The organism is Fischerella sp., assembly GCF_013388695.1.
In the GTDB taxonomy this organism is placed as follows: Bacteria; Cyanobacteriota; Cyanobacteriia; order Cyanobacteriales; family Nostocaceae; genus PCC9605.
In genome coordinates, this window is sequence record NZ_JACAEU010000027.1 from 1 (window position 1) to 26,921 (window position 26,921).

The 26,921-nt window shown below is 42.6% G+C and carries 22 protein-coding genes and 1 pseudogene; 16 read left to right on the forward strand and 7 right to left on the reverse strand.

Annotated elements, in window-relative coordinates; all coding sequences use genetic code 11:
* Positions 1 to 218 precede the first annotated feature (218 nt).
* Positions 219 to 1,037: a hypothetical protein gene (locus HXY43_RS04640; protein ID WP_290880606.1), complete on the reverse strand. Its 819-nt coding sequence runs from the start codon at positions 1,035 to 1,037 to the stop codon at positions 219 to 221.
* Between the two features lie 1,067 nt (positions 1,038 to 2,104).
* Here HXY43_RS04640 and HXY43_RS04645 point away from each other — a divergent pair.
* The 3 genes from HXY43_RS04645 to HXY43_RS04655 all read left to right on the forward strand — a co-directional run bounded on the left by HXY43_RS04645 (position 2,105) and on the right by HXY43_RS04655 (position 6,150).
* Positions 2,105 to 4,450 carry a ribonuclease R family protein gene (locus HXY43_RS04645; protein ID WP_290880560.1) on the forward strand — a complete coding sequence of 782 codons (2,346 nt, stop codon included), beginning with the start codon at positions 2,105 to 2,107 and terminating at the stop codon, positions 4,448 to 4,450.
* Between the two features lie 102 nt (positions 4,451 to 4,552).
* A complete protein-coding gene (locus HXY43_RS04650) occupies positions 4,553 to 5,245 on the forward strand; it encodes a flavin prenyltransferase UbiX (protein WP_290880561.1) in 693 nt (230 codons plus the stop codon).
* 155 nt (positions 5,246 to 5,400) lie between these two features.
* Entirely contained in the window at positions 5,401 to 6,150 is a 750-nt protein-coding gene (locus HXY43_RS04655) for a LapA family protein (RefSeq protein ID WP_026732410.1), read from the forward strand.
* A 25-nt stretch (positions 6,151 to 6,175) separates the two neighbouring features.
* Here the strand turns inward: HXY43_RS04655 and HXY43_RS04660 are convergent, their stop codons facing one another.
* A complete protein-coding gene (locus HXY43_RS04660; RefSeq protein WP_026732411.1) occupies positions 6,176 to 6,370 on the reverse strand; it encodes a hypothetical protein in 195 nt (64 codons plus the stop codon).
* Between the two features lie 586 nt (positions 6,371 to 6,956).
* Between HXY43_RS04660 and HXY43_RS04665 the strand changes: the two are divergent.
* A pseudogene (locus HXY43_RS04665) lies at positions 6,957 to 7,466 on the forward strand (NB-ARC domain-containing protein); the annotation flags it as partial.
* Between the two features lie 418 nt (positions 7,467 to 7,884).
* A complete protein-coding gene (locus tag HXY43_RS04670) occupies positions 7,885 to 8,442 on the forward strand; it encodes a shikimate kinase (protein ID WP_026732413.1) in 558 nt (185 codons plus the stop codon).
* A gap of 164 nt (positions 8,443 to 8,606) precedes the next feature.
* On the opposite strand, the gene HXY43_RS04675 is transcribed toward HXY43_RS04670, so the two are convergent.
* Both HXY43_RS04675 and HXY43_RS04680 read right to left on the reverse strand, forming a co-directional pair.
* Positions 8,607 to 10,004 carry a serine/threonine-protein kinase gene (locus HXY43_RS04675; RefSeq protein ID WP_290880566.1) on the reverse strand — a complete coding sequence of 466 codons (1,398 nt, stop codon included), beginning with the start codon at positions 10,002 to 10,004 and terminating at the stop codon, positions 8,607 to 8,609.
* A 287-nt stretch (positions 10,005 to 10,291) separates the two neighbouring features.
* Positions 10,292 to 11,614, reverse strand: a complete 1,323-nt coding sequence (locus HXY43_RS04680; RefSeq protein WP_290880569.1) for a serine/threonine-protein kinase — start codon at positions 11,612 to 11,614, stop codon at positions 10,292 to 10,294.
* Positions 11,615 to 11,845: 231 nt separating this feature from the next.
* Here HXY43_RS04680 and argB point away from each other — a divergent pair, with 231 nt between their 5' ends.
* Positions 11,846 to 12,742: an acetylglutamate kinase gene (gene argB / locus HXY43_RS04685; RefSeq protein ID WP_290880572.1), complete on the forward strand. Its 897-nt coding sequence runs from the start codon at positions 11,846 to 11,848 to the stop codon at positions 12,740 to 12,742.
* A 109-nt stretch (positions 12,743 to 12,851) separates the two neighbouring features.
* Here the strand turns inward: argB and HXY43_RS04690 are convergent, their stop codons facing one another.
* Positions 12,852 to 13,262, reverse strand: coding sequence for a hypothetical protein (locus HXY43_RS04690; RefSeq protein WP_290880574.1), 411 nt, complete (start codon positions 13,260 to 13,262; stop codon positions 12,852 to 12,854).
* A 122-nt stretch (positions 13,263 to 13,384) separates the two neighbouring features.
* On the opposite strand from HXY43_RS04690, the gene HXY43_RS04695 reads away from it, so the two are divergent.
* Entirely contained in the window at positions 13,385 to 13,906 is a 522-nt protein-coding gene (locus tag HXY43_RS04695) for a tetratricopeptide repeat protein (RefSeq protein ID WP_290880583.1), read from the forward strand.
* 210 nt (positions 13,907 to 14,116) lie between these two features.
* Positions 14,117 to 14,926: a DUF3153 domain-containing protein gene (locus tag HXY43_RS04700; protein WP_290880609.1), complete on the forward strand. Its 810-nt coding sequence runs from the start codon at positions 14,117 to 14,119 to the stop codon at positions 14,924 to 14,926.
* 77 nt (positions 14,927 to 15,003) lie between these two features.
* On the opposite strand, the gene pdxH is transcribed toward HXY43_RS04700, so the two are convergent.
* Positions 15,004 to 15,648: a pyridoxamine 5'-phosphate oxidase gene (pdxH, locus tag HXY43_RS04705; RefSeq protein WP_290880585.1), complete on the reverse strand. Its 645-nt coding sequence runs from the start codon at positions 15,646 to 15,648 to the stop codon at positions 15,004 to 15,006.
* 122 nt (positions 15,649 to 15,770) lie between these two features.
* Between pdxH and HXY43_RS04710 the strand changes: the two genes are divergently transcribed.
* From HXY43_RS04710 to HXY43_RS04740, 7 genes are all read left to right on the forward strand, one after another.
* On the forward strand, positions 15,771 to 16,883 hold the full coding sequence (locus HXY43_RS04710; RefSeq protein ID WP_290880588.1) for an AI-2E family transporter: 1,113 nt from the start codon (positions 15,771 to 15,773) through the stop codon (positions 16,881 to 16,883).
* 418 nt (positions 16,884 to 17,301) lie between these two features.
* Positions 17,302 to 18,054, forward strand: a complete 753-nt coding sequence (locus HXY43_RS04715) for a response regulator transcription factor (RefSeq protein WP_290880590.1) — start codon at positions 17,302 to 17,304, stop codon at positions 18,052 to 18,054.
* A 44-nt stretch (positions 18,055 to 18,098) separates the two neighbouring features.
* Positions 18,099 to 19,412, forward strand: a complete 1,314-nt coding sequence (locus tag HXY43_RS04720; RefSeq protein WP_290880611.1) for an ATP-binding protein — start codon at positions 18,099 to 18,101, stop codon at positions 19,410 to 19,412.
* 28 nt (positions 19,413 to 19,440) lie between these two features.
* Entirely contained in the window at positions 19,441 to 20,127 is a 687-nt protein-coding gene (phoU, locus tag HXY43_RS04725) for a phosphate signaling complex protein PhoU (protein ID WP_026732423.1), read from the forward strand.
* A 274-nt stretch (positions 20,128 to 20,401) separates the two neighbouring features.
* Positions 20,402 to 22,645 (forward strand): alkaline phosphatase PhoX, encoded by a 2,244-nt coding sequence (locus tag HXY43_RS04730; RefSeq protein ID WP_290880595.1) that lies wholly within the window; start codon positions 20,402 to 20,404, stop codon positions 22,643 to 22,645.
* A 530-nt stretch (positions 22,646 to 23,175) separates the two neighbouring features.
* Positions 23,176 to 23,769: a Crp/Fnr family transcriptional regulator gene (locus tag HXY43_RS04735; protein ID WP_026732425.1), complete on the forward strand. Its 594-nt coding sequence runs from the start codon at positions 23,176 to 23,178 to the stop codon at positions 23,767 to 23,769.
* A 165-nt stretch (positions 23,770 to 23,934) separates the two neighbouring features.
* Positions 23,935 to 25,575, forward strand: a complete 1,641-nt coding sequence (locus HXY43_RS04740; RefSeq protein ID WP_290880599.1) for an iron uptake porin — start codon at positions 23,935 to 23,937, stop codon at positions 25,573 to 25,575.
* Positions 25,576 to 25,729: 154 nt separating this feature from the next.
* On the opposite strand, the gene HXY43_RS04745 is transcribed toward HXY43_RS04740, so the two are convergent.
* Positions 25,730 to 25,978 (reverse strand): hypothetical protein, encoded by a 249-nt coding sequence (locus HXY43_RS04745; protein WP_026732427.1) that lies wholly within the window; start codon positions 25,976 to 25,978, stop codon positions 25,730 to 25,732.
* Between the two features lie 168 nt (positions 25,979 to 26,146).
* On the opposite strand from HXY43_RS04745, the gene HXY43_RS04750 reads away from it, so the two are divergent.
* Positions 26,147 to 26,752 (forward strand): DUF3318 domain-containing protein, encoded by a 606-nt coding sequence (locus HXY43_RS04750; RefSeq protein ID WP_026732428.1) that lies wholly within the window; start codon positions 26,147 to 26,149, stop codon positions 26,750 to 26,752.
* Positions 26,753 to 26,921 lie beyond the last annotated feature (169 nt).

Genomic DNA, 26,921 nt, shown 5'->3' on the forward strand with positions numbered 1-26,921 from the left:
AGGTGGGTGAAAAATATGCTTTCATTACCTGATTTTTCCTGATTCGACTTGGTGTCTTAGTGTCTTGGTGGTTAAATAAAATTTATTTTTTCACCACAAAGACACCAAGACACGAAGAAAACTTATTGTTTAGGATTACACCACCAAAGGGCGACTACTAACCACTAACCACTAACCACTAACTACTAACCATTGACCATTGACTATTGACTTATTAATTAAAACCCCGCTAACGGATCTACAGGTGTAGGCTGGGATTCAAGATATATACGAAATTGACGTAATTCTTCGGGGTCGAGTAAATGGCGCGATCGCTTACCGTAGGTTTTAATCAAATAGTCTCTTCCTTGTTCTGTTGTCCAGCCTAAGCGCTGCATTTCCACACCAATTTTGGCGATATCATCTGACTGATCTACAGGCTCAGCCTTCTTCTTTTTCTTTGTTGTTGGCGCTGGTTGAATTTCTACATCTTCTGGAGGAGGACTACTGTAACTACGTTGTGGAAATGGCGTGACATTACTAGAAGCAATTTCTGGTAAGGGTTGATTTTCGCTCTGGCTACTAGGCATTATCCCCGCGTTTTCTACTGGGGTATCTAACTGTGGTTCTGGCTTTGCAGTTACAGTCAAACTTTGACTAAAATCCTGGCTATAGGTATCAGTTTTTGCTCTAGAAGCAGGAGTTGGTGTGGGAGGTGGAGTTATTTCTGTTGGCGAAACAGAATTCAGTGTAGCAGCATAGGTAGATTCACTATCAAATTTACTTGTTGTTGGCAAAGAAGGCTGTGGCTGCATCTGCGTGACTAGTTCTGGGGAAGGTGCTACTGAAGGTTGTGATTTAGTTCCTATCACCATTAACGCTCTATTTCTGGCTTGATCTTCGGCTGCTTCTATGGTTTCTGCTGCTGCCATACCAGTAGCACGGGTAATGCCGTCAATTTGTACGCTTGCCCGAACAATATACTTTCCGCGATCGATCTGTACTAATTCGGAAATAAGACTACCCGTAGGATACAAGCTCTGGAACTGAGCCAACATCATAACTATCACCAATATCTAATTAAGTCTGCTATTTGAAGAAAGAGGGAAGAGGAAAAAAGGAAGGGAATCAGAAATTTAAGGGGTATAGTGGTTGCCGTTTGTGATGGCTACTTCTACTTTATCTTGCCAGGTTTGATACTTACTGATTGCTTTTGAGTTACCTGACAACTGCAATTGTTGGTTTTTTTAACTATCCACAAGCAATTGCTTTAGCATTATCCATCTTTTCATGAATGATTGGTGCGGTAAGACTAGTACCGCTGCCGAGTAAGTCACGCATTCACGCATTAAAGATTCTAATTTTGAATGCGTGACTTTTGAATTGTTTTGTCCTCTTTCCATTCCAATTTGAAGATTACTGAATTGGTGTTCTAGTGTGGGCAGGATGCCGACACTACAACTGGATAAATTGTTTTGTGGAATACTCTTTATCCTTATACCCTTAGTTATTAAAGGGCTGCTTGCTGTTTCCGTATACGGTTTGTAGCATCAGGCTTATTGAGTAAAATTTTGGCTACCACTAACTCACTCTACGTAGTATTACTGCTAATGCTATACTATTTACCCAATAGCACATCCAGAAATCTTTTCTGGAAGTACGTACTAAATCTACAATAATGAAGTAATGGTTCGTCCTCACAGCTTGTTAAACTGCTGACCTAATTGTTACTGATTCTACATGTAGAACATTTAGGTCTATCAGCAGTTTCTCCTAGTTAAAAATCAGAGTCTAATTGCGTCAAGTACCTTCTAACTAGACAATTAAACACCTGCGGTTTAAGGTGAATAGCGCGTTTGGGCAGTTCCATCGAGAGCGATCCAAACACAGCCTCTCAAAGACTCGTTGCGCAATCACCTAGTAGGGTAAAATCCGGTATAAGGCCTGCTTTGTCAGATTGACCTAGTTAAAGGGACTTAAACGAACTGGTACTCTGAGATGATCGTGTAGCGCCCTGCTTGTTGGGAGGTTCGTTTACCGCTAGTGTCTGTGGGTCGTGAGGTAATTAGCAAGAACCAGATTCAACAAAAAACAATGATGTTTTGACCAAAGGTCGGTTCACTGCATGGAATTTTCAATCGCTACACTTCTCGCCAATTTCACTGATGATAAATTGGTAGCTCGCAAACTATTGGAAAAGAAACTTGGTTGTGAAGATGAAGATTGTTTACAAAAACTTCACATAGCCTTGGAGGTGTTGGAAAAAATTGGCATTTTGGCGAAAGAACGCGGTAAATATCGCCGGATGACAGAAGAAGGACTAATTGAAGCCAAACTCCGCTGTTCTAGTAAAGGCTTTTGCTTTGCAATTCAAGATGTGGAGGGAGCAGAGGATATATACATTCGCGAAAGTCATTTGAGTAATGCTTGGAATGGCGATCGCGTTTTAGTGAGAGTTCTTAAAGAAGGTAGTCGTCGCCGTTCCCCAGAAGGAGAAGTTAAATTAATTTTAGAGCGCTCCAATCACACTTTACTGGCACGGATTAAGCCGGTAGAAGGGGGATATCGTGCTGTACCTCTAGATGATCGCCTGTTGTTTGAACTCAAACTGCAAGAAAATAATTTGAAATTGCAAGAAGCCGTAGATCACCTCGCTCATGTTGAAGTTCTACGCTACCCACTTGCCCAATATCCTCCTTTAGGACGAGTTGTACAAATCCTTGGTAGTGATGCAGAAGCAGCTGCTGATATTGATTTAGTTACCTGCAAGCATGATCTTTCCCGTAGTTTTCCAGAAAACGTCCAAGAAGCAAGCACAAAACTACCAAAAAGAATACTGAAAGCAGACCTAAAAGACCGACTGGATTTACGGGACAAATTTACCATCACTATCCTTGGTAACACTGTTGATACAAAGACAGTAGAAAATGCCTTCTCCCTCGAAACAACTAGTGCTGGAAACTTGCAGTTAGGCTTTCACATTCCTGATGTTTCCCACTACGTCCAACCAGATGAAGCACTCGATCGCGAAGCACTCAGGCGGGGTAGATCAGTGTATCTGGGAGAATTGGTGCTGCCAATGTTGCCAGACAATGTGGTAGATCGCTGTGCTTTAGTGCCGGGAAGCGATCGCTTAACCATCTCTTTTTTAATTACCTTCGATCCCAAATCAGGACAAATACTGGAGTGGGAAATTCACCCCAGCGTCATCAAAGTAGATGCTTTAGTAAATTCACAGCAAGCAGAAGCAATTTTAGATAACCAAGCTACGAAGGTATCTACTGAAGTAGTGGAAATGCTGCAACAGTTAAAATCTTTGCAGCTTTTCCTCAAACAGCAGCGCACTTCTCGGGGAAGTTTGCAGTTAAATTTGCCACCAAACAAAAATCCCTTTTACGATGAAGGCATTCTTGGATGTGTGGTAGAGAAGGATTCACCCGTGCGATCGCTTCTAACAGAGTTCGTACTGCTGGCGAATCAAATCATGGCCAATCACTTGAGTGCTTTGGGTATTCCGGCTATTTGGCGACTGCAAGGCGCACCCGATCCTGAAGATGTGCAAGAGATGCTGAAATTGGCAATCAATTTAGGTGTCGAACTGTCATTAGACTCAGATATGGATATCCAACCGCTGGACTACCAACAATTGACAAGGGTGTTTGCAGAGTCCTCATCCGAGCAAGTTTTGACTTATTTGTTGCAAGATACTCTTAAGCAAGCGGCATACAGCACAAACAAAGCACCTCACTTTGGTTTGGCATTACCAGAGTATGTCCACTTTGCTGCTCCTTTGCGGCGTTACCCAGATTTGCTCATGCAGAGGGTATTTTATACACTACTTGAACACGGGCGCGATCGCCGCAACACCCGTGTGAAAGAGCGCGTTAACCTGCGTTCCTCCACCAGTCACGGTGAAATTAACTGGAACGTCCTACCCCCAGAATTGCAACAAGAATTGCAAAGCGAACTGACTCGGGTAATTACCCAAATCAACGACCGAGAAAAAGAAGTCCAAGAAGCCGAAGCTGATTTGGAAGGTTTGCAAAGAGCTTCTTTAATGAAACAGCGCATCGGCGAGGTCTTCAGTGGTGTAATTACAGGTGTGCAATCTTACGGTTTCTTCGTAGAAATTGAAGTACCACCGAAGGAGATCAAAGGAAGTAATAACGTACCGTTACGAGTGGAAGGACTGGTACACGTCAGTTCTCTCAAAGATGATTGGTATGAATATCGTGCTAGACAACAGGCACTATTTGGACGCAAAAATCGTGCCTCTTATCGATTGGGCGATCGCGTCGCCGTACAGGTTAAAAGTGTTGATTACTACCGCCAGCAAATCGATTTAGTCACAGTTGGTAGCGACGGTATTCCCTATCGTCAAGATATCGGCGCAGATCCTGAAGAATCAGACATGTATTTACCCAACGATATCGAGCTAGACGACCTAGAGTCGTATGCAGAGGACGAATAATGGAACAGGGTATTGGTTAGTAGTTAGTGGTTAGTAGTAAAAACCAACCACTAACTACTAACTACTAACTACTATCTACTAACTATTCCCACACATAAAAGCGTGTCAAATAAAACGAAACCACTCATCCTAGGAGTATCAGGTGCATCTGGTCTAATTTACGCAGTTCGCGCTCTGAAATTTCTGCTTGCAGCCGACTATGAAATTGAATTGGTCGCTTCCAAATCAACTTACATGGTTTGGCAAGCTGAGCAGAATATTCGCATGCCAGTAGAACCCGCCCAACAAGAGCAATTTTGGCGACAGCAAGCAGGAGTGGAAACTACAGGTAAACTACGCTGTCATCCTTGGGGTGATGTGGGAGCTAATATTGCTAGTGGTTCCTTTCGCACTCTGGGAATGATAGTGATTCCCTGTAGCATGAGTACAGTAGCAAAGTTGGCGGCAGGTTTAAGTTCTGACTTATTAGAAAGGGCAGCAGATGTGCAGTTAAAGGAAGGGCGAAAGTTAGTGATAGTTCCCCGTGAAACTCCTTTTAGCCTAATTCATCTGCGAAACTTAACCACCCTTGCAGAAGCCGGAACCAGAATTGTACCTGCCATTCCTGCTTGGTATCACAATCCCCAAACTATAGAGGATTTGGTTGATTTTGTTGTCGCCCGTGTTTTAGATCAACTAGATATTGATTGCATTCCCATTCAACGCTGGCAAGGTTCTGAAGAAAGGCAGAAGGACGGCAGTCGCTACAACGGGGAGAATCCCCGGAACGCGCTGCCTCCAGAAGGCAGGAGGTAGAAGGAACCACACAAATAAATCTGGGAGATTTAATGCTGAGAGGTAGGAGACAGAGGCTAGGAGCTAGGGGCTAGTATAAAACTAATTTCTCATATTCCTCATTCTCCATTTCCTAGTCCTTAGTCCCCAGTCCCTAGTCCCAGTCCTTATTTCCTATGGCTATATTTCGTTTAATTTTATTAGTGGCATTAATGGGAGGACTAGCGCTGTTGTTAGCGCAAAACTGGTCTCCTGTCCTCTCGTTAGTTTTTTTGGGTATGCAGACTATATCATTGCCTCTGGCAATGTGGATTTTGTTCAGCACTGCTGCTGGTGCTGCTACTTCTTTATTAATCTCTGGCTTGTTTCAACTGTCAAGTTATTTTGCAGCGCCACAAAGGCCAACCCCGTCTGCATCCAAGCCGCGAAGAACTCCACGCAGTGGCGATCGCCCTCCCAGTCCTCCCAAGGCAGAACCTGCATATACCTACACCAGTCCTCCGCGTTCGGAAACTAAAACCTCTTCCCAATCCAGTGCGGTCGATGATTGGGAAACAGACAACCTCAATAATGATTGGGACTTTGAGGAAAAAGCATATCGAGAGTCTACACCTCCTCCTCAAGATACACAAGTGAGAGACTCGATCGGAGACTCAAAAACCTATGAACGGCAGCAAGAACCCAAAACTACCTTCCAGTCGGGTTCGTCTTACTCCTACAGCTACCGTGAACCTAAAAATTCTGGAGTCGGCAAAACGGAATCAGTTTACGATGCTGACTATCGGGTAATTATCCCCCCCTATCAACCGCCGACTGATAATCAAATCGAAGAAGATAATCAAGAAGATAATCAAACTGATGAGGATGATTGGGGGTTTCTAGAAGATTTTGAGGATGAAGATAAAGATAAGCGTTCCCGTAAGTAAGTAGAGACATAGCAGGGTTCAGTCTCTACTTGATGCCACAACGCTCACGAGACTCCTGCTTGACCTTACCTGTCATAGCAGCTTCCTGTAGAGTCATGAACGCGTTCAAATCTTCCAAGTCGTAATGGGTTGTCAGTAATTGTCGCAGCTGATTTTCTGCTTCCACCGTTAAATAGCCAGTTGATAAAGCCTTTTGCACAACATCCCGAATCCGAATCATGGTTGAAACCTCAAACGACCACACTTAATTTATTTATTCGGCTTACTTAAATCAGATATGCAGTATTTCTTATTTCTGAAGCATCAAGTTGACCAAGCTTTTTTCAACTAAGCAAAAAACAAGTCATAATTTACACCTTGAGTTCAACAAATACTGATTTTTTAATCAGAAAACTCACTTTATTAATAGGAATTGAAGCAGATTAAAAGTAAATAATTAATTTAACAATGTGCTGTTAGAAACACAGTGTTATATAATGCTCCAATAAATAGTGAGTCTTGCAATTTGAATTGACGTATATCGCTTCGATAAAGTTTCAATCAAGTTGAATCAAATTTTATTAAATTTCCGTTAAGTGGGTCATGAACTTTTAGTACAGCACCACCGATGAAAATCTTTATTCCTTCTGCCGTCTGCCGTCTGCCTTCTGCCTTATTTTCAGAGTAGTCTAAAGATACCGAAGCTAAGATAAACAATTCACCTAACGAGCGTTATCAATTTTGTTATAAATTTAACTTCTATTTATTAGGGCTTCATAGAAAACTCGTTAGCATAATATCTGGCTTCCTTTCAGGAAATAACAGTAATGACAGTATTTGATTCCAACAAAATTGAAGAGGAATTTATAGAAGCAAAAAACAATTGGGAGTTAGAAAAATTATACGTAGATTTGGCATCGGCAAAGGGAAAGGCGCTGACACCTCTGGAAAAAAAATTTCTGCGCGGTTTACTTTGCGGTTTTAGCCCTTCCGAAATTGCCAATACAGTGTATAAAAGTCGTAGTAGCAGTACAGTTCGGGTTTACCTTTCCAATGGATTATATAAATACATAGAAGAAATGCTGAGTAAACAAGCAGAATACTCAGTTAAGGTCAAAAGTTGGAGTCGTGTCACTCATTGACTAGAAAAAGCAGGTTATAAAAAAGCTTCGATTCAAATAGAGCCAAATAAAAATTACATCAATAAAGACAGCAAAGATAAGGCTAATTTTATTAGCATGGCATCAGCCGCTAACAAGCGAGATTGGGGCGAAGCAAGCGATATCAGCTTATTCCACGGAAGGACAAAAGAACTAACGCTAGTTAAACAAAAGATCAATATTAGAAGCCATAGAGTTACTACAAAGGCGATCGCTAATAGAAAGGCAAGCGTCTCGCTTTTATCAAATTCCAGTATTGATGGAGTATATCATTGAAAGATTAATTGAGGAAAATTTTCAACTCAGCCAACAGCAAGCAGGCTCATCACTAATAGCTCATACATATTTGGAAACGCAACTGAAAAATTACATAAAAGATATTCGCTTAGGTTAAAATTGTTAATTATAAATTACGTAAAATACTACCTAGTGAAACCCTCTCAATAAGGAGCTTTTCTCTCCTGTCTTCTTCCTACTATAGCGTTTATTAAGCAACTGAGGTACACCTAAATCTTTTTTACCAAGGTTAGTAGTTTTGAAAACGTACCTCACCAGGTCGGAAACCGCTATATTGATAACTGGAGCATAGTAACTCGTGAAAAACCGATTGCAAGGAATCAACTTGTACTTAATTGGTATGATGGGTAGCGGTAAAACGACGCTAGGGCGATTGCTGGCTCCTCAGCTGGGATATGGGTTTGTAGATACTGATAATTTGCTAGAAAAAGCAGCAGGAAAAACTATCAATCAAGTCTTTGCTGAAGAAGGAGAAGCGGCGTTTCGGCAATTGGAAAGTCAGGTATTAGGAGAAGTTTGTGCTTTTACAAAGCTGGTGGTTGCAACTGGTGGGGGAATTGTTCTGCGACGAGAAAACTGGAGTTACTTACATCACGGCTTAATAATTTGGCTAGATGTACCAGTAGAAATACTGTACAACCGTTTAGTAGATGATACTACTCGACCACTGTTGCAAGATATCGATCCCGAGGGAAAATTGCGATCGCTCCTCGAACAACGACAACCACTTTACGCTCAAGCAGATCTGCGAATCACCGTTAGCGGAGGAGAAACACCAGAACAAATTACCACGCGAGTTCTCGAAGCAATCCCCAGTGTTCTCAAAGAACCAGTTTTTCCGCCAAATGGTCATTAGTCATTGGTCATTGGGTCAATAGTTAGTGGTTAGTGGTTAGTAGGGGCGGGTTTTGATAGACATTTTGTCATCGAAGCTCATAAGTATCATGGCTAAACCCGCCCGTACAGTGGTTGTTCCTCCACTCTCCCACTCTCCCCATCTCCCTATCTCTCCATTGCCCCTTATCCCCACAAAGTGGGGGCCCCACCTTCCCCATCTCCCCCTCTTCCCATCTCCCCACACCTAATTGAGTCCAGCCATTCCCCAATCTCCTGAATCAGCCAGTGGCGTTCTACTGTCGAAAGAGGACTAGAGGTGAATTTTTCTCCTTCCACTTCTATGGTCACTCCTCTGGGGGCTGAACCCTGCTTAACTTCCTCTTGGTATATTTTGTTAATCAGTGCAGTTTTACCCCGGCGCCGCTTGTAGCACAAACTAAATAACTTCCACCTAACTTCAAAATTTTTGCGATCAAAGTAAAGGTCGGTGTGTCCAAAGGAAGGTAATAAAATTCTTTCCAGTACTGCAAACAGCATGACAACAGAGAAAAACAAAAATAACCACGGCTTATAACTGCCTCCTGTTGTTAGGAAATTGATCAATTCTGGCAGTTGCCAGACAAAAGGAATTATTAACCCAATCACGTAGAACAATCTGAAAGCTTTACCGCCACGTTTGGGAATGTTAATCTCTAGCTGACTGGCAGACTTTTTAATTTGAATCTGACTACCTGTAGGCTTGCGACTGGTAATGGGTGGACTGAGGGCGTTTTTGTTCTTCAGTGCTTTGAGCGCTACTCGTGCAGTACTCAGCCGTTCTGCTACATCTGGTTCTGTAAGTTTACCAATCCAATTCACAAAACCCAGATCAACGCTGACTTGGTCGGCAAACTGGATGCGTGCATCTTGATCGGGTAGTTCAGCGGGAGAGATTCCTGTCAATAGGTGTATTAAAGTTGCACCCAAGGCATACAAGTCAGAAGCGGGAACTGCTCGACCAGCAAACTGTTCCATCGGTACGTAGCCATAAGTACCGGCAACAGTGAAGGTAGCGCCTTCCAGCACAGCTTGATCCTGAACTGCACCAAAATCAACCAAGTAAACCCGTTCATCTTCACCCCAAATCAAATTACTGGGTTTGATATCTCGATGCAGCACAGGCGGGTTAAGTTCGTGCAGATACACCAGAATACTGAGAACTTCAACGGCAATTTGTTCTATCTGTGATTCAGAAAAGCGTTGACCCTGATTCAGTAGTTGTTGGAGAGATACTCCGGGAATGTAACTCTGCACCAACCCAAACCAGGGAAACTTAGAACTAGATTGGTGTTCCAAAACAAAGTAATCTCGGTATTTGGGGATGCGGGGATGATTGAGATTTTTTAGCACTTGAGCCTCACGCTCAAATAGTTTTTGTTCATCCCACTGCATTTGGGGGCTGAGAATTAGCAATTTGACAACAACTTTTTCTTGAGGCTGTGTAGCCAAATCTTGTGCCAACCAAGTTTGACGACTAGCATCTTGTCCTAATTTTTCCCGAAGTTGATAGCGATTACCAAGTATCTCTCCTGCTTCTAGCATCCCCAAATTCCTCATTAAACATTGTTAGTGGTTAGTAGTTAGTAGTTTGTGATGCAAAAATAAGCTGATCGGCTGTTCCACATCTAATTTGCATTACTTTGGCGGGCTGTCCGGCCCACCCCACAAGAGATTGAGAAAATATAACTGTGCAATTTAAATGTGCTTTAGCTTAAACATTTAATTTAATGATGTGTTTAGATTATTCTCTTGTAGTGCGGGTATCCTGCCCGCTACTATTATGCAGGTTGAAAGCTTACTACTACCCACTAACTACTAACTACTAACTACTAACCAATCCCCAACCAATGCCTAATTTCTGCTGCTAGCCAACGGCACTCCTGTTTACTCAAAGGTGGCTTCAATTTTCCAAAGGAATACTCACGCACACCCACAGCCAAAGTTACTTCAGGTACTTTGTTATTACCATAGCCACCAGTTTCACCGCTAAATACTTTGTCTATTTCTAAAACGTTTCCTCGCTGTGTTTGCAAGCAAAGACCCATTAATTTCGATTCTATTTCAAACTCCTGATGGTCAAAGTAAATATTAGTTTCTACAAAGTTAGGCAACAAAAACCAAGCTGCCAGCAAGAGGCTTGCTATCATCCAGATCCAACCTTGGATGGTACTAAAGCCAAACGCGCCAATAACCAGGTATGACCAAATCAGCAGTCCCACCATTGCAGCTAGGTTTTTAGGGTCAACTAATGTCTTTTGCCACAACACGGGGATTTGAATGTGCAAGTGACCAGAAGATTTTTGCAGGTGAATCTGGCTATCTGCTGGTTGAGGACGAATTAACCTAGACATACCAGCCTGATTTGCTTTTAGCACTTTTAGTGCTTCTTTAGCACTGCTAAAGCGTCTTTCTAAATTTGGTTCTGTCAATTGTTCCAACCAGCGAACAAACCCAGGATTGAGCTTTAATAAGTGGGCAAACTGTAAGCGAGAATTTTGTTGTGGTAAATTGGCTGGTGAAATACCCGTCAACAGATGAATTAAGGTTGCGCCTAAGGCATACAGATCGGACGCAGGAGTCGCCCGTCCGCCAAATTGTTCCAGAGGTGCATAGCCATAGGTTCCTACCACTGTAAAAGTAGCTCCCTCTCTGGCGGCCCGGTCTTGCACTGCGCCAAAATCTAGCAAATAAATCTGGGAATCTTTCCCCAACAATATATTGCTGGGTTTAATGTCTCGATGCAATACAACTGGACTCAAACTATGCAGGTATATCAAAATCTTCAAAATTTCGGCAGCTATTTTCCGTATTTCTGCTGGGGTGAACACCCTGCCCTGTGCCAGTAATTCCCTAAGCGAGGAACCGGGTATGTAGGTTTGGACTAAGGCAAATTGGATTACTTGGTCTTCAAAACAAAAATAATTGCGATACTGAGGAATACGCGGATGGTTAAGCTTTTTGAGTATCTGGACTTCTCGCTCAAAAAGCCTAACATTTTCCCATTGCATTTGGTCGCTAAAAATGAGCATTTTGACGACTACTTGCTCTTGAGTAGATAAATCCCATGCTAACCAGGTTTGACGACCCGCACTTTCACCGAGTTTTTCTATAAGTTGATAGCGATCGCGTAACACCTGTTCAATTTGCAGCATCGTCTTGCTTTGCTTTAGCTCTTACTTTCAAGATGTAGGAGTATTGGTAAGCAAGTGTGTGGAGATGTGGGCGTCTAGGTGAATGATTTTTCCTGCTACCCTCATATCCTTACACTCTTATATCCTTTATACGCTTACACCCCAAGTGAACCAGCACGAACATATTAGCAACAAATATTGTTTTATATGAGAAATTGTTGAGAGTACCAATTTAACTATCAATAGCTCCTTATGACGATCAATGATACTGAGTACATCCGGCAAGATGCAGCCACTCGCGTAAAAGTACTGAGTGAGGCATTACCTTACATCCAACAGTTCACAGGTCGAACCGTTGTTGTCAAGTACGGTGGTGCAGCCATGAAAGACAGCAACCTCAAAGATAAAGTTATCTGCGATATCGTATTTTTATCTTGTGTGGGTTTGCGACCAATTGTCGTACACGGTGGTGGGCCAGAAATCAACAGTTGGCTGGATAAACTAGGAATAGAGCCGCAATTTAAGAACGGTTTGCGTGTCACTGATGCTCCCACAATGGATGTAGTGGAAATGGTTTTAGTTGGTCGCGTTAATAAAGAAATTGTCTCTTTGATTAACCAAGCTGGTGGTTCAGCAGTGGGACTGTGCGGTAAAGATGGCAACTTAATTAAAGCCCGTCCCCAAGGTGAAGAAGGCATCGGCTTTGTAGGGGAAGTATGCAATGTAAATACCAAGATTTTGGAGACACTGGTTAACAGTGGCTATATCCCCGTAGTTTCCAGTGTCGCTGCTGACGACAACGGACAAGCTTATAATATTAACGCCGATACCGTAGCCGGAGAAATAGCAGCAGCGCTGGGGGCAGAAAAGTTAATTTTGCTAACCGACACGCGAGGGATTTTAAAAGATTACAAAGATCCATCTACTTTGATTCCGAAAGTAGATATAAAAGAAGCCCGGGAATTGATTGCCAATGGTGTAGTTAGCGGTGGTATGATCCCGAAAGTTAATTGTTGCGTGCGATCGCTTGCTCAAGGGGTGCGCGCTGCACACATCATAGATGGTCGTATCCCCCACGCTTTGCTAGTAGAAATTTTTACCGATGGCGGTATCGGCAGCATGATTTTTGGTTCTCAGTTTATGTCTTGAGGAAGGCAAGAAATTCAGGGGAGTATGGGCGCAGATAGGCAGAAGCACAAGGGTAGAGTATAAAATAAATAAACAATTCTTCTCCCCATCTCCCCATCTCCAATTCAACCTACCAGGGATGCGTAATGATTGTGGGTTGATGAATTGGTGTGCTGTACCATGAATCTCTAACAATCACAGGATTAATTAGGGTTGAGTTTCTTATCTTAGGATTAACTAAAACAGGATTGACTAATACGGTATCTCGGATATTTTGCCGCACCTGCGGATACAACTGTGGGTACAAGTTATGGGTGCGATTTGGCGTCAGTCCCGTTGATGGATCTACAGGTATAGGAGTGGGAATGGAACTACCGTAAATAAAGTTACCAACAGTAGGTTGCTGGTTGATTCTGGAAAAACCTCCATTGTCTATCACTATTACCTGTTGGGCAGAAACAGGGGCAGTAGTTGCAGTAATCAATGCTACAGTTAAACCCAATCTCAGTGAATATTGTTGAGAAAGCTTGATATTAAACATATTTTTATGACTTTGATGTGATACTATTCGATAAAATTTTTGACATTATTCCCAGCTAAAAAGATTCCAAAAACGCTGCTGCCATTGGCACAATGAAGGCAGTGCTGATTTGTGAGCGAAACGTGACTTCAGAAAGTATAGAAATTGCCAAAAATCGCTACCAGCAAGGGAGAATAGCCTTTGAAAGCGGGCGATACCAACAAGCGATTGAACAACTGGAAAAAGCAAGCGCTCTTTTAGCTCGTAACACCCGCCTTGGGGGTGAAGTACAAATTTGGTTAGCAACGGCTTACGAAGCAGCGGGACGTACAGAAGATGCGATCGCCCTTTGCGAACAACTCAAACGCCATCCTCATTCAGAAACCAGCAAAGAAGCAAGGCGTTTGCAATACATCCTCAAAGCCCCAAGGTTGCAACGTCCTAAGGAATGGATGACCCAAATTCCTGATTTTAGCTCTTTTTCTGACAATGAGAGCAAAATCAACTTTTCTGCCAATAATACCAAATCCTCTGGTCGCAAGCAGCCCTCTGAGCAAGAATTTGTTGATCTCAGCCAGGTCAATACCAGGGATAATCGCTTTATCTGGGTAGCATTAATTGCTATTGGTCTAACATTGGTTAGTTTAATTTGGTTGAATTTTTAAAGATGGGGAGATGGGGAGATGAGGATTGGGGATTGGGGATTGGGGATTGGGGATTGGGAGAGTGGGAGAGTGGGGGAATAATTATTAACTACTAACTACTAACCAATGTACAGACGTGCCATGGCACGTCTCTACAACCACTAACCACTAACTACTAACTAATGACTAATGATCAATGACTAATGACTGTTGACTTTTGGAGATTTAATGATGCATTTTTCTACTTTTGTAAGGAGTTTGGTGCGGTTCAGATACATTTGCCTTGTGCTTGTGGCATCTCTATTGCTGTCTGGTTGTGTAGATTATGACGTGGGGGTGCGTTTTGATAATTCCAATCGTGGTGAGTTGGTGCAGCATATTAAGTTGGGAGAACGCCTTACCAGTTTTAGTGGCGATCCAGTATATGAATGGTTAAACAGCATAGAGCGTCGCGCTCGTCAAGAAGAAGGCAAAGTCCGGCGACCTTCTAAGGAAGAAATTATTGTGACCATTCCTTTCACTAATGCTAAAGAATTACAAACAAAATTCAATGGATTTTTTCACCCTAATACTAATCAAAAAGCCGAATCTGTGGTTAAGGAATCTGCCTCAGAACTGCCTAAAGTAGAGTCAAATTTACTTTTGGATCAAAATAATTTCTTGCTGTTAGTGCGGAATCACTTAATATATGATTTGGATTTGCGATCGCTCGCCTTGATTTCTAGCAACGGTAATGTTTTGGCTAATGCTGGTTCAATCCTCGATTTGGAATTTAGTTTAAAGACTCCTTGGGGTGCAAGAAGTATTCAAAGAACTGAGAATGCTCCTCAACCACAAAAAAATAAAAATCAACTGGTGTGGAAGCTCAATCCTGGTGAACTCAATCACATCGAAGCTATCTTTTGGCTTCCCAGTCCCTTAGGTATTGGCACTTTGTTAATTATTCTGTTTGTCTGGGCAGGAATTTACCTGCGATACAACTTTATGCCAGACCCCAGAATTCAATTTGCTGCTAAAACAGCAACAACTGAAGGTCAATAAACATTTAATAGTTGGTGGTTGGTTGTTGGTTTTTCTAAACAACAAATATCAAACAACAAACACCAAACAACAAAATACTAAGGTGACAAACGCTCTATTTTCCAAGTACCATCCTCTAAGCGAGTATACAATAAACGATCGTGTAGGCGGCTAGAGCGTCCTTGCCAAAACTCTATTTGTGTGGGGATCACGCGCAAGCCTCCCCAGTAAGGCGGTCGAGGTATATCTTGGTTTGCATATTTGGCTTGCAGTTCTTGCAACCTTTGCTCAAGGACTTCGCGGCTGGCGATCGCTTCGCTTTGATTGGATACCCACGCACCAAGGCGACTGTTGAAAGGACGACTGCGGAAATACTCATCTGATTCGTTTTGGGAAGTTTTTTCCACATGTCCACAGATACGGACTTGCCGTTCCAGTTCTGCCCACCAAAAAACTAAGGCAGCTTGGGGATTTTCGGCTAACTCCTGTCCTTTCTGGCTGTTGTAATTGGTGAAGAACACAAAGCCCCGGTCATCAAAGTCTTTTAGCAATACCATTCTTGCTGAGGGTTTTCCATCTGGGGTAGTGGTAGCTAGAGTCATGGCATTTGGTTCTAGCAACTGACTTGCTAGTGCCTGGTCGAACCATTTTTGAAATTGTATAAAAGGATTGGGGTCAACATCAGTTTCACTCAAACCCTGTAAGGTGTAGTCTTTGCGAAGGTCAGCTACAGTTTTGTCCATTTGGTTATGCTTCCTGGTAATTACTTAAACTTATCTATATGTAAAAAGTAACTATGATGATAATCAGCGCCGAGTAGCTTTTACCTACTCTGCCAAGAAGTTTTTAACATACATTTCATCAAATGCGGCGTTGGACCTCTCTTCAAAATCTAGTAATCTACGGCTTGAGCGGTCCGATTATCGCGCTCAACGTTTGGCTGCTGTCTGTTATATTTAGTTATTTCCAGCATCCTATTACTATTCTCAGCACTGCTGCAATTCTTTCTTTTTTGCTGAATTACCCAGTTAAGTTCTTTGAACGCGCTGGCGTTTCTCGCACGCAAGCGGTAGTTATTGTATTGCTGGTAACTTTGACCCTGTTGATCGTCTTGGGTGTAACGCTAGTACCAATGGTCATAGACCAAACAAACCAACTATTAAATAAGATTCCTGATTGGTTAACCACGAGTCAAGCGAATTTGGAGCAACTGGAAACATTAGCGAAAAAGCGACGTTTACCTCTTGATTTCAGTGTTATTAATCAACAAATTAATGCCAACATTCAGATTTTAGTGCAACACATACCTTCTGGTGCCGTGGGATTTGCTGGAACGGTGCTGTCTGGATTACTGAATGTGGTGTTAGTAGTTGTGCTGGCATTTTATATGTTGTTGTATGGCGATCGCGTTTGGTATAGTCTCGTCAATCTCTTACCGCCTCATATTCGCATACCTTTGACTGCATCCTTGCGGCTGAATTTTCAAAACTTTTTTCTCACTCAACTGTTGTTGGGTGTGTTCATGGTAGTGAGTCTCACTCCCATTTTTTTAATAATGAAAGTACCATTTGCGCTGGTATTTGCCATTGTCATCGGCGTTTCTGAACTCATTCCCTTTGTGGGAGCCACTCTAGGCATTGGTAGCGTCACAATTTTGCTAATGCTGCAAGATTGGTGGTTAGCAACTCAAGTGGCAATTACAGCGATCGTTATGCAGCAAGTTAAAGATAACCTTTTAGGGCCAAAGTTGCTTGGAGAGTTTATCGGACTTAATCCCATTTGGATTTTTGTGGCGATTTTGATGGGATTCGAGATTGCTGGATTTTTGGGATCGCTTGTTGCTGTGCCAATTGCTGGCACTATTAAAGGTACCTTTGATGCGATGAATAACACTAAGGCTCGACAGTATAGATCGAATGTAACTATCGAAACAAATTCACATTCCGATCAAGCAGAGGGCAAGGGAAAAAGGAAATAATTAAGGTAATCTGGTAGAAATTGCGGCTATTAGGAGTGAGCGATCGCTACTTAACACTCAATAAATTTTAAAATTGCATCGCATTGAGTAAAAAATAAAATTATTTAGTAGATATTCGGTGCAAAAAAATAAACATCAATCAACTATAAAGCTAATATGTATCTAAATTCATCAAGTTGGCGCTAAAGGCCTTACAGTCAGGCTTTCCACGCCTAAAAATGAGTGATGATTCGCTTACTAACAGTCTTTAAATAAAAGATTGCTATATGTTTATTGCTTATATGGTTTATAATATAAATAGCGTGCTGTCATATAAATTACACAAAAATAAAAATTATACAACTAAATAAGCGTAGATGCACTGAATAATAAATAATAATATTTATACAAGCACATTGCCGCTATTATGTGAATATCGATGTACACTAGTGAATCAACAAAGTATCCCCCCACAACGGACATCGGTCAAAGAAGTCGTATTTTAGTAGTTGAAGATGAAGAACTCATCCGGGAAATGCTAGTTCTAGCACTGGAAGAGGAAGGCTATGGGGTAGTAACAGCGACAGATGGACGTGCGGCTGTAGAACAATTAAAAAGTTTTGAATCAAACTCAGGAGAAGCTACTTTTGATTTAGTAATTCTGGATTTGATGCTGCCTCAAATTAATGGTTTAGATATATGTCGCTTGCTTCGCTATCAAGGTAATCCAGTACCAATTTTGATGTTAAGTGCCAAGGGTAGTGAAACAGACCGCGTTTTGGGGCTGGAAGTAGGAGCAGATGACTACCTCACAAAACCTTTTAGTATGCGGGAGTTAGTGGCTCGGTGTCGCGCTTTGCTGCGTCGCCAACGCTTGAGCAGTTTGCCGCAATTACCAGCATTACAGTACAAAGAGATTACTTTATATCCGCAAGAGTGCCGCGTGCTGGTTCGGGGTCAGGAGGTGAGTTTGTCTCCAAAGGAGTTCCGCCTTTTAGAATTATTTATGAGTTATGCCCGTAGGGTATGGTCGCGGGAGCAGTTGCTCGATCAGGTTTGGGGGCCTGATTTCGTTGGGGATAGTAAAACTGTAGACGTTCACATCCGTTGGTTACGCGAAAAATTAGAACAAGATCCCAGTCGCCCAGAATATATAGTAACTGTACGCGGTTTTGGTTATAGATTTGGATAGTTGTTAGTTATCATTTTTGCGACAGTAACTAACAACTTCTTGTGATGTTAGTACAGAGTTTTCTTTTGGGTTTAGCTGTAGGACTGGGATTTTGGATTTGTCAGCTCGTGCGACTACGTCGCATAGTCGGAACAATACCGCCTTCGTTAAAATCGCAGCCTTCTGATATTGCGCTACCGCTGATCCCGCGCTTGCGCCATGAAATTGCCTCGTTAAGGCAGCAACGGCAAGACTTGCTGCAAATTCTGCAAAATTACCAACAACTGTTGGAGTTAGCACCTGTGGGATATTTGCAGGTGGATGAAGAAAATCAACTGCTGTGGTGCAACCAGCAAGCACGGGAAATGTTGTATTTGCAAAGGTGGCAACCAGGACAGGTACGCTTGTTACTGGAGTTGGTGCGGTCTTATGAACTTGACCAGTTAATAGAACAAACTCGCGATCGCCAGCAGCCTCAGGTGAGTGAGTGGGTATTTCACCCCTCTTGTGAGAGTGCCACAGCTATATTAGAAGTAAAGCCTCTGGTATTGCGAGCTACTGGCTTACCTTTAGGCGAAGGGGAAGTTGGAGTATTCTTAGAAAATCGCCAAGCGCAGTTGGAGATTAACCAAGCACGCGATCGCGCCCTTTCCGATCTCGCTCACGAATTAAGAACGCCACTGACTTCCATTCGTCTGGTAGTGGAAACATTGCAAGTTCGCATAGAACCACCTTTAGATCGCTGGGTTAATCGCCTCTTGCAAGAAGTTGACCGACTGATTAATTTGGTGCAAAGCTGGTTAGAACTAACTCAATTAGAAACCGATCCTACCCTCAAACTCAATCGCCAACCTGTGGAAGTGCGATCGCTAATTGCCAAAGTTTGGGAAACTCTCGAACCTATGGCAGGGCGTCATCAAATCCAGCTTGCCTACTCAGGGCTAGAAAATCTCTGGATTAATGCTGATGAATCGCGCATTTTCCAAGTTTTTCTCAACTTACTAGACAATAGCATCAAATACAGCCCTCCTGGAGAGACTATTAGTGTTGAGACAAAAATTATCTGTTTGGATAATAATGATAACGGTAGACTAAATACACCAGCCAATCTAGAAATCAATATCATTGACTCAGGAGTAGGTTTTGCCGAAGCAGATTTACCCCATGTTTTTGAACGATTTTATCGGGGAGATCAAGCACGTTCTCGTGTGAAAGCAGCAGAAAGTAGTTCAACAGGAATAGTGGGTAGTGGTTTGGGTTTGGCGATCGTTCGCCAAATAGTCCTTGCTCATGGCGGTTCTATCAAAGCCATGAATCATCCCATTACAGGTGGTGCGTGGATACAGATTATACTTCCCGAGGTAATGGCAAATTCTTAAACCCAAGACTATATTTAGAGATATCTTCATGTTTGAGACTGCAAGCGTGAAAGCCCTTATCTACGATCCCAACTCTAAAAGATCCCAACTAACACGTGAAATCAGGCGCTTGGAGCGCGATATTTTACGTATGGGAGCTTTGGTAGAACAATCGTTCCGCCTGAGTCACCAAGCTTTATTTGCCCGTGACTTAAAAGCTGCCGAGGAACTTCCCCATATAGATAAACAAATAGATCGCTTTTATAAACAAATAGAATCAGACTGCGCGGCAATCATGACGCTGCAAGCCCCTGTCGCTCAAGATTTACGTTGCTTGAGTGCCTTTATGCAGCTGGTGCGCGACTTAGAGCGCATAGGCGACTATGCTAAAGACTTAGCTGAAATTGCAGTTAAAATCTTTCCCTATCCGCCCCACCCATGTTTACCGGAGATTGCCTTGATGTCGCACCATGCCCAAGCTATGCTAGCAACTAGCCTAGTAGCTTTGGCTGATTTAGATGAAGTTAGCGGTCGTAGTATTAAACAACTAGATGATGCTGTAGACAGCGCTTACGAGCATCTGTACGATACTTTAGCCTACCAACGAGATATCCCAGGCGTAGTCGAGCCAATTTTACTGCTCGTGCTAGTAATTCGTCATTTGGAACGTATGGCAGATCACGCCACTAACATTGGTCAACGAGTGGCATATATTGTTACTGGTCAACGCAGCTAAGTAAAATGTCATTGGTCATTGCTCATTAGTCATTAGTTATTAATAAAGGTTTTAGCGATTTTGTTGAACTAAATTCAGATACCATGTATTTTAGTATTTTTAAGGGCGCAAAATCTTGCGCCTTTGCTATGTAATTTAAATAACTATATTTGTATAGATAACGTAAAATTTACCTAAGGCTTACCTGTTCTTAAACTTTGACTACTAAATTAGCCAAAGACAACTTCAAAATGTTTGCCATCTTACAAATGGCTCTGTGTAATCAACAAAACTGATGAGTATCACGCGTCGAAATTTCTTGCTGTTTATGGGTGGAGGTACAAGTGCGCTCGCACTGAGTTCTCTAGGGGGATGTATCAAAAATCCATCTCCTGTACCAGTGGAAAAGGCTAAATTAGCATTTAAACCAATTAAAGGGCCGATACCCCTAGAAACAGCTGGTTTCAAACCAGAACAGCAGAAAGAACAATACAGCACATACGAAGTTGTGGATGATTTGGTATTGCCAGAAGGTTATCAATACCAAATCATTGCTGCTTGGGGCGATAAAGTCAGTGATAGTCGCTTTGGTTACAACAACGACTTTTTGTCTTTTGTTCCAACTGGTGAAAACGAAGGATACCTCAGTGTCAACTTTGAATACATCAGCGCCATCCCCTGGATGCAAACTTACGAACAAGTCATTGGTAAATCTTTGCCGTTTGAGGAAGTCAAAGCAGCGCTGAAAAACAACTCATCAGGTAAAAACGAAATCAATGCTTTTGCTTTGCCCGATCATGACCCAATTAAAGTCAAAATCAGGCAAATATCTCAAGAAGCACTTTTAGATCAAGGACTAGGTGTCATTTCAATTCGCAAAACTGCTGATGGTAAGTGGGAACGGAGCAATTCTCAAAACGATCGGCGGATTTCTGGCATTTCCGGTTTAAATGATGGACGATATCTAAAGGCAACCGGGCCTGCGGTGGCTGTATTTCGCAGACAGCAGGGACAAGGATACATCGATAAATTAGGCGATCGCATTATTGGTAGTTTTGGCAACTGCGCTGGTGGCACAACTCCTTGGGGTACAGTTCTCAGCGCAGAAGAAAACTTTCAGTCCCAAGTACCAGAACCAGTATACGCTGATGGAACTTCGTTAGTTCCTGGCAAACGACCTTTTGCCTTGGATGACGAGGAACTATACGGACAGGGTAATGTTTTTGGATTAGCTGGCAATAAATACGGCTGGATCGTAGAAGTCGATCCAGCTAACCCCAATGACTACGGTACTAAACACACGTGGTTGGGACGCTATCGCCATGAAGCAGTGGGTGTGCGCGTGGAGGCGGGGAAACCACTTGCTTTTTATTCGGGGTGCGATCGTCGAGGTGGACACGTTTACAAATTTGTGAGTAGCGACAAAGTCCAAGATCCCAAAAATAAAGCTAATTCCCAGCTACTTACTGAAGGAATGCTCTATGCTGCCAAATTTAACCCTGATGGTACTGGTCGTTGGATACCGTTAAAAACTGATACACCAATAGATCCCGATCTTCCCAGTCACGTTGCCGGAAACCTGATTCAGCTACCAAAAAGTCCGCAAGCAATAACTAGCAAAGATTCGGACAAACAAACCCTCTTCAAATTACCAGAATCCGTTGAAAGCTTTTATTTCCCAATGACCAAAGACGAAGAGATTGGCCAATATAAACAAAAATTTCAGAAATTGGGCGACCTCTATGCTGGCAATGCCCAAGAAAAACAAGGCGCAATATTAATCGATGCTCACTACGCCGCCAATGCTGTTGGTGCAACCTGTACTGGTCGTCCAGAAGACACGGAAATTGCCCCCAATGGTGATTTATACATTAGCTTTACCTCTGGTTCTCCCGATCGAGAAGGTGGCCCGGATATCAGAATATTTAAAGGCCCAAAAGCAGAAACCCCTTACGAGTATGGCTGGGTGATGCGTCTAACAGAAGACGGCAACGATCCAGCAGCGCTGACGTTTCGCTGGCAAATGTTAGCCACTGGTGGTGAACCAGCCGCTGGCGGTATGGGTTTTGCCAATCCAGATAACTTGTTACTTGACAAAAACGGCAATGTTTGGATGGTGACAGATATATCCACAGGAAAACTCAATAAAGCTGTTAAAAATCGCACTGATGACGATGGTAAACCTGCGGCGATATCTGGTTTATTTGGCAACAACACTATCTGGTTTATTCCCACTAAGGGTGAAGATGCCGGTAAAGCCTTCTTGTTTGGAACTGGGCCTATGGAATGTGAAGTCACAGGGCCTTGCTTTACTTCAGATGAACAAACAATGTTTCTTGCTATACAACATCCTGGAGAGGCTAATGGTACTCGCAAGAACCAAGCTTTAGAAACCAGAGAATTCCTGATCGCAACCACAACAGGTGAAGAATTTGTGCAAACTCGTCAAGTCCCTATTGGCTCAAATTGGCCTGGTAAAACTACTGATGCACCCCCAAAACCCGCGGTTGTTGCCGTAGTTAAAACTGAAAGTATTTGAAAAAATTCTTAATTATTTGAGAATGCAATAATTATTAACCGATAATTAAGGATTAAACTACACAACTAAGTTTGCTTTACCGTCTGTTGCAAGTAAACTTTTAATAATCTATTTCTCTCAAAGTATCAAATTTACCAGACAATAGTATCCGAAAGCATCAATTTTGCTTAAAATGGGGTCTTCCCAATGATTTAACCGCGCCTGGAAAACCGCACCCAAATATAGTCTTACACAGCTAACATAAGGGCGATCGCCTTGATTGGATCTGTTAGACAAATGCAAGACTGATTCTTTTGAATTTTAATTCAGGTTTTTTTATGTCTTCTCTAGCCATAGCAAATCAATTATTCCAAGCCTACGAGAACCTCCTGCCTATGACATCTATCTTTTGGTTGAATTTGAACTCAAAAGCTAATGGGAAGTTTCAACTGGATAAAACCGATTGCGAGCACAGGCATGTAGCAGTTACCAGAGCACCTTAGGGAACTGTTTCAAGCTATTCCACACTTAACAATTATCAAATCCTACTAATGATGTATCCCAGCAGTCGCACACAAAACACAGTTGGCTCAAATAAGTCTAACTTATCGGCAAATCTACCTCAAAGGTTATTCACCCGCAGAGAAGTAATTCCACCACGCAATGACGTGTTGTGGCGAATTGAACGTGGCGCAGTTCGCACTTTAACTTGGAGTGAAGACGGAACATTTATTACTCTGGGGTATTGGGGATCTGGAGATCTGATTGGCTATCCTTTGTCCAGAGTCAAGCCTTACCAGATAGAATGCTTGACCAGTGTGGAAGTGAGCTTAGTGCCACCACATCATTGGAATCAAGATGTTAATGCCTTGATTCTACACATTCAACAGGCAGAGGAACTTTTGAGTATTGTACATAGAAAACCCATTTCCCTGCGTTTGTGGCAATTTTTGGTGTGGTTAAGTGAAAAATTTGGTCGCGATGTAGAACAAGGTAAACTTATTGACCTTAATGTTACCCACCAAGAAATGGCAGAGGTATTAAATACAACTAGGGTAACGGTAACGCGCCTCCTCCAACAGTTTGAGGAGGAGGGTAATCTGTTACGTCATAAACGTAGAATAATTTTGCGTTTACCAAAATAAAAGTATTTAGAAAACACTAAAAAAGTGCGCTAGAAAAGTTGCGTTAACCGCCGCTAATCTTGGTAGAATTATTACTGAAAATCAAAGGTAAAGTCTCATAAAATAAAACATATTCAAGAGATTTTATCATGATTTGCTCCAGTAGGTGTGAGTGAGATAAACAAAATGAAAAAACCATTCTGGAACGTCCTAAAACTGAGTCCAGTTGTCTTCGCTGCTACATTGTTGGCTACAAACAGCGCCTTCGCTGCGGAAGTAAATCAAGAAGTAAGCCAAGATGTTACCTCTGTGTCCCAGTTATCCCAACAGTCTGGTGACAGCATGGATCAGGTAACATCTGTTTCTCAGTTTTCCGATGTGCAGCCCACAGATTGGGCATTCCAAGCGTTGCAGTCTTTGGTTGAGCGCTACGGTTGTATTGCAGGTTATCCAAACGGTACCTATCGCGGTAATCGTCCCATGACCCGTTATGAGTTTGCCGCAGGTTTAAATGCTTGCTTAGACCGAGTCAACGAACTGATTGCAACAGCAACAGCTGAGTTAGTCACCAAAGAAGACTTGGCTACTTTACAGCGCTTGCAAGAAGAATTTTCTGCGGAACTGGCTACTCTGCGCGGTCGCGTAGATACTCTGGAAGCTCGCACTGCCGAGTTGGAGGCCAATCAGTTTTCCACTACCACCAAGCTAGTTGGGGAAGCGATTTTCAACTTGGCTGGCGCGTTCGGTGAAGAGAAGGCTGACGGCAGCGGTGAAGATGTAGACGAAAATTTTACTTTTTCAGATCGGGTTCGTTTGAGCTTGAACAGCAGCTTCACAGGTTCAGATCAGTTGCAAATCCGTTTACAAGCTGGCAATGTGCCTAATCTGAATGACGCAACTGGCACTAACATGGCCCGTCTCTCCTTTGATAATGATACCGACAACAGTGTTGAAATCGATAAAATTAATTACGCTTTCAACCTAAGCGACTCTATACGGATCAAAGTAGACGCTAATAACGGTGAATTCTGGGAAAACATGAACAACTTCAGCCCTGACTTTGCTAGTTCTGGCAAAGGTTCTATTTCCCGCTATGGCCGTTTCAGCCCCATCTACCGCCAAGGTTCTGGTGGTGCAGGTGCAACTTTGACCTTCAATCCTAAAGGTTCTTTCTCTGCATCTGTGGGTTATCTAGCTGGTGGAAGTGATAACGTCGCTAGCAGTCCTGAGGAAGGAGCAGGCCTCTTTGATGGTAACTATGCTGCACTCGCTCAGGTAGCTTATCAGCCTGGTGAAACATTCAACATCGGTCTGACTTACGCCCGTACCTATCAAAATAGTGTAGGTGGTGTAAACCAATTTGCATCTACAGGTAGTGACTTTGCAAGCCAACCCTTTGGTGAAACTGCTACTTCAGCCAATCACTACGGTGTACAAACTAACGTCAAACTAGGTGACAGATTAAGCCTTGGTGGTTGGTTTGGTTATACCGACGCAAAAGCTGAGAGTGACAATCCTGACGTCGGTGCTGATGACGGTGACAATGCAAATTCTTACTACTGGATGGCTAACGTAGCTTTCAGAGACTTTGGATCGCAAGGCAGCGTACTTGGTCTTCAGTTTGGTCAGCCACCCAAAGTTAGCGACAATGATGTCAGTGGTCGAGAAGATCAAGACACCTCTTATCACCTAGAAGCGCTATATAGATATCAGCTCAACGACAACATTGCCATCACCCCTGGTTTTCTGATGATCTTAAATCCTGAGCATAACGACAACAACGACACCGTCTACGTTGGAACAGTTCGTACCACCTTCACTTTCTAAAATTGTTTTGTACTAAATACAAGCGATGAAACAAAGCCCGCCAAATGGCGGGCTTTTGCATGGAAATGGAGGAGGAATGGGAGAGTGGGAGAGTAGGAGAAATAACTACTAACTACTAACTACTAACTACTAACTACTAACTACTAACCAATGACTATTGATTATTAAAATTAGATGGAGGGCGATCGCTACTCCAAGCCCACCAAACACAACCGCAGTTGCACTGGTAAAACTCTTGCCATTTGCGGCGATATTCTTCTGTAATTACAGGAGAACGGCGATTAATCCATACTTGCATGGCTTCTAAACTGCTGGCATGGCAGTTGGGACAGCAAAATTCACGAGCATGAATTGCCTTATTTGTCCATTCAGGTGGGATTGAAGCAAAAGCATCTATAGTCATTTAGTTATTAGTCAAGAGTCAAGAGTCAAGAGTCAATATTTACTAGGACTTATACCTTAAAATTCAATAGACTGAGTATGTAAATATCCTAAGCATATATCAAAAGATTCATGCTAGCTGAAAGCCGAACGCAGCTGAGTTGTTTGTGATTTTTGCCTTCTACTTAATATGGAGCCAACCGTTGAAATTCGCCGTTTGTATGATGTAATGCCTGCTTCGGCTAGGATGATGACCAAAATCGTCAGCAAACCTGAGCAAGCAAAAGTGATTGATGTTTCTTTTCCCTTGCCTTGGAACAGGGAGCGACCAATATATATTAATTTTGATTTGTGGCGTCGATTGACAAAATCACAACGCGATTTGTTGCTATTGCGGACAGTTAGTTGGTTAACGGAGATAAAATGGTTTAAACCAGATATTTATCAAGGCTTAGCAGTTGCTGGGCTTTTGGGTGGATTAGTAGAATTCTTCCAAACAGATGCGATAGGTGTGGTTGTAGCCGGTGGATTAACTAGTTTGGCTGTGTATCGCATTGCTGCCATTAACCGTTCTCAACAGTCACAGCTCAGCGCCGATGCCACCGCTATTAAAGTAGCACAGCGGCGGGGTTACTCGGAAGCCGAAGCAGCACAATATCTGTTATCTGCGATAGAGACAGTCGCCAAGATTGAAAGTCGCTCTGCTTTAGATTTTATTGAGTTAATTCGTTGTCAAAATTTGCGAGCGATCGCTGGTTTGTCACCAGTGGGTGTTCCGAATAATGGTAATAGGTAATGGGTAATAGGGACTGGGGACTGGAGAAGTAAAAAGTAAAAAGTAAAAAGACGTGAGTTCGACAAACTAAAAAACAGCAGGAGGAAGAGTAGGTAAGTCTTTTGGATAGATGTCAAGAGAGGGTTTTGTAGGCAAATAAGTATAAGCAACCAAACCTGCCATCAAATTA

Excerpts from the sequence above, each read along its gene's own strand:
- HXY43_RS04640 (WP_290880606.1), bottom strand. The coding sequence starts at position 1,037 with ATGTTGGCTCAGTTCCAGAGCTTGTATCCTACGGGTAGTCTTATTTCC.
- HXY43_RS04645 (WP_290880560.1), top strand. The coding sequence starts at position 2,105 with ATGGAATTTTCAATCGCTACACTTCTCGCCAATTTCACTGATGATAAA.
- HXY43_RS04655 (WP_026732410.1), top strand. The coding sequence starts at position 5,401 with ATGGCTATATTTCGTTTAATTTTATTAGTGGCATTAATGGGAGGACTA.
- HXY43_RS04660 (WP_026732411.1), bottom strand. The coding sequence starts at position 6,370 with ATGATTCGGATTCGGGATGTTGTGCAAAAGGCTTTATCAACTGGCTAT.
- HXY43_RS04675 (WP_290880566.1), bottom strand. The coding sequence starts at position 10,004 with ATGCTAGAAGCAGGAGAGATACTTGGTAATCGCTATCAACTTCGGGAA.
- HXY43_RS04680 (WP_290880569.1), bottom strand. The coding sequence starts at position 11,614 with ATGCTGCAAATTGAACAGGTGTTACGCGATCGCTATCAACTTATAGAA.
- argB (WP_290880572.1), top strand. The coding sequence starts at position 11,846 with ATGACGATCAATGATACTGAGTACATCCGGCAAGATGCAGCCACTCGC.
- HXY43_RS04690 (WP_290880574.1), bottom strand. The coding sequence starts at position 13,262 with ATGTTTAATATCAAGCTTTCTCAACAATATTCACTGAGATTGGGTTTA.
- HXY43_RS04700 (WP_290880609.1), top strand. The coding sequence starts at position 14,117 with ATGCATTTTTCTACTTTTGTAAGGAGTTTGGTGCGGTTCAGATACATT.
- pdxH (WP_290880585.1), bottom strand. The coding sequence starts at position 15,648 with ATGGACAAAACTGTAGCTGACCTTCGCAAAGACTACACCTTACAGGGT.
- HXY43_RS04710 (WP_290880588.1), top strand. The coding sequence starts at position 15,771 with ATGCGGCGTTGGACCTCTCTTCAAAATCTAGTAATCTACGGCTTGAGC.
- HXY43_RS04715 (WP_290880590.1), top strand. The coding sequence starts at position 17,302 with ATGTACACTAGTGAATCAACAAAGTATCCCCCCACAACGGACATCGGT.
- HXY43_RS04720 (WP_290880611.1), top strand. The coding sequence starts at position 18,099 with ATGTTAGTACAGAGTTTTCTTTTGGGTTTAGCTGTAGGACTGGGATTT.
- phoU (WP_026732423.1), top strand. The coding sequence starts at position 19,441 with ATGTTTGAGACTGCAAGCGTGAAAGCCCTTATCTACGATCCCAACTCT.
- HXY43_RS04730 (WP_290880595.1), top strand. The coding sequence starts at position 20,402 with ATGAGTATCACGCGTCGAAATTTCTTGCTGTTTATGGGTGGAGGTACA.
- HXY43_RS04735 (WP_026732425.1), top strand. The coding sequence starts at position 23,176 with ATGATGTATCCCAGCAGTCGCACACAAAACACAGTTGGCTCAAATAAG.
- HXY43_RS04740 (WP_290880599.1), top strand. The coding sequence starts at position 23,935 with ATGAAAAAACCATTCTGGAACGTCCTAAAACTGAGTCCAGTTGTCTTC.
- HXY43_RS04745 (WP_026732427.1), bottom strand. The coding sequence starts at position 25,978 with ATGACTATAGATGCTTTTGCTTCAATCCCACCTGAATGGACAAATAAG.
- HXY43_RS04750 (WP_026732428.1), top strand. The coding sequence starts at position 26,147 with ATGGAGCCAACCGTTGAAATTCGCCGTTTGTATGATGTAATGCCTGCT.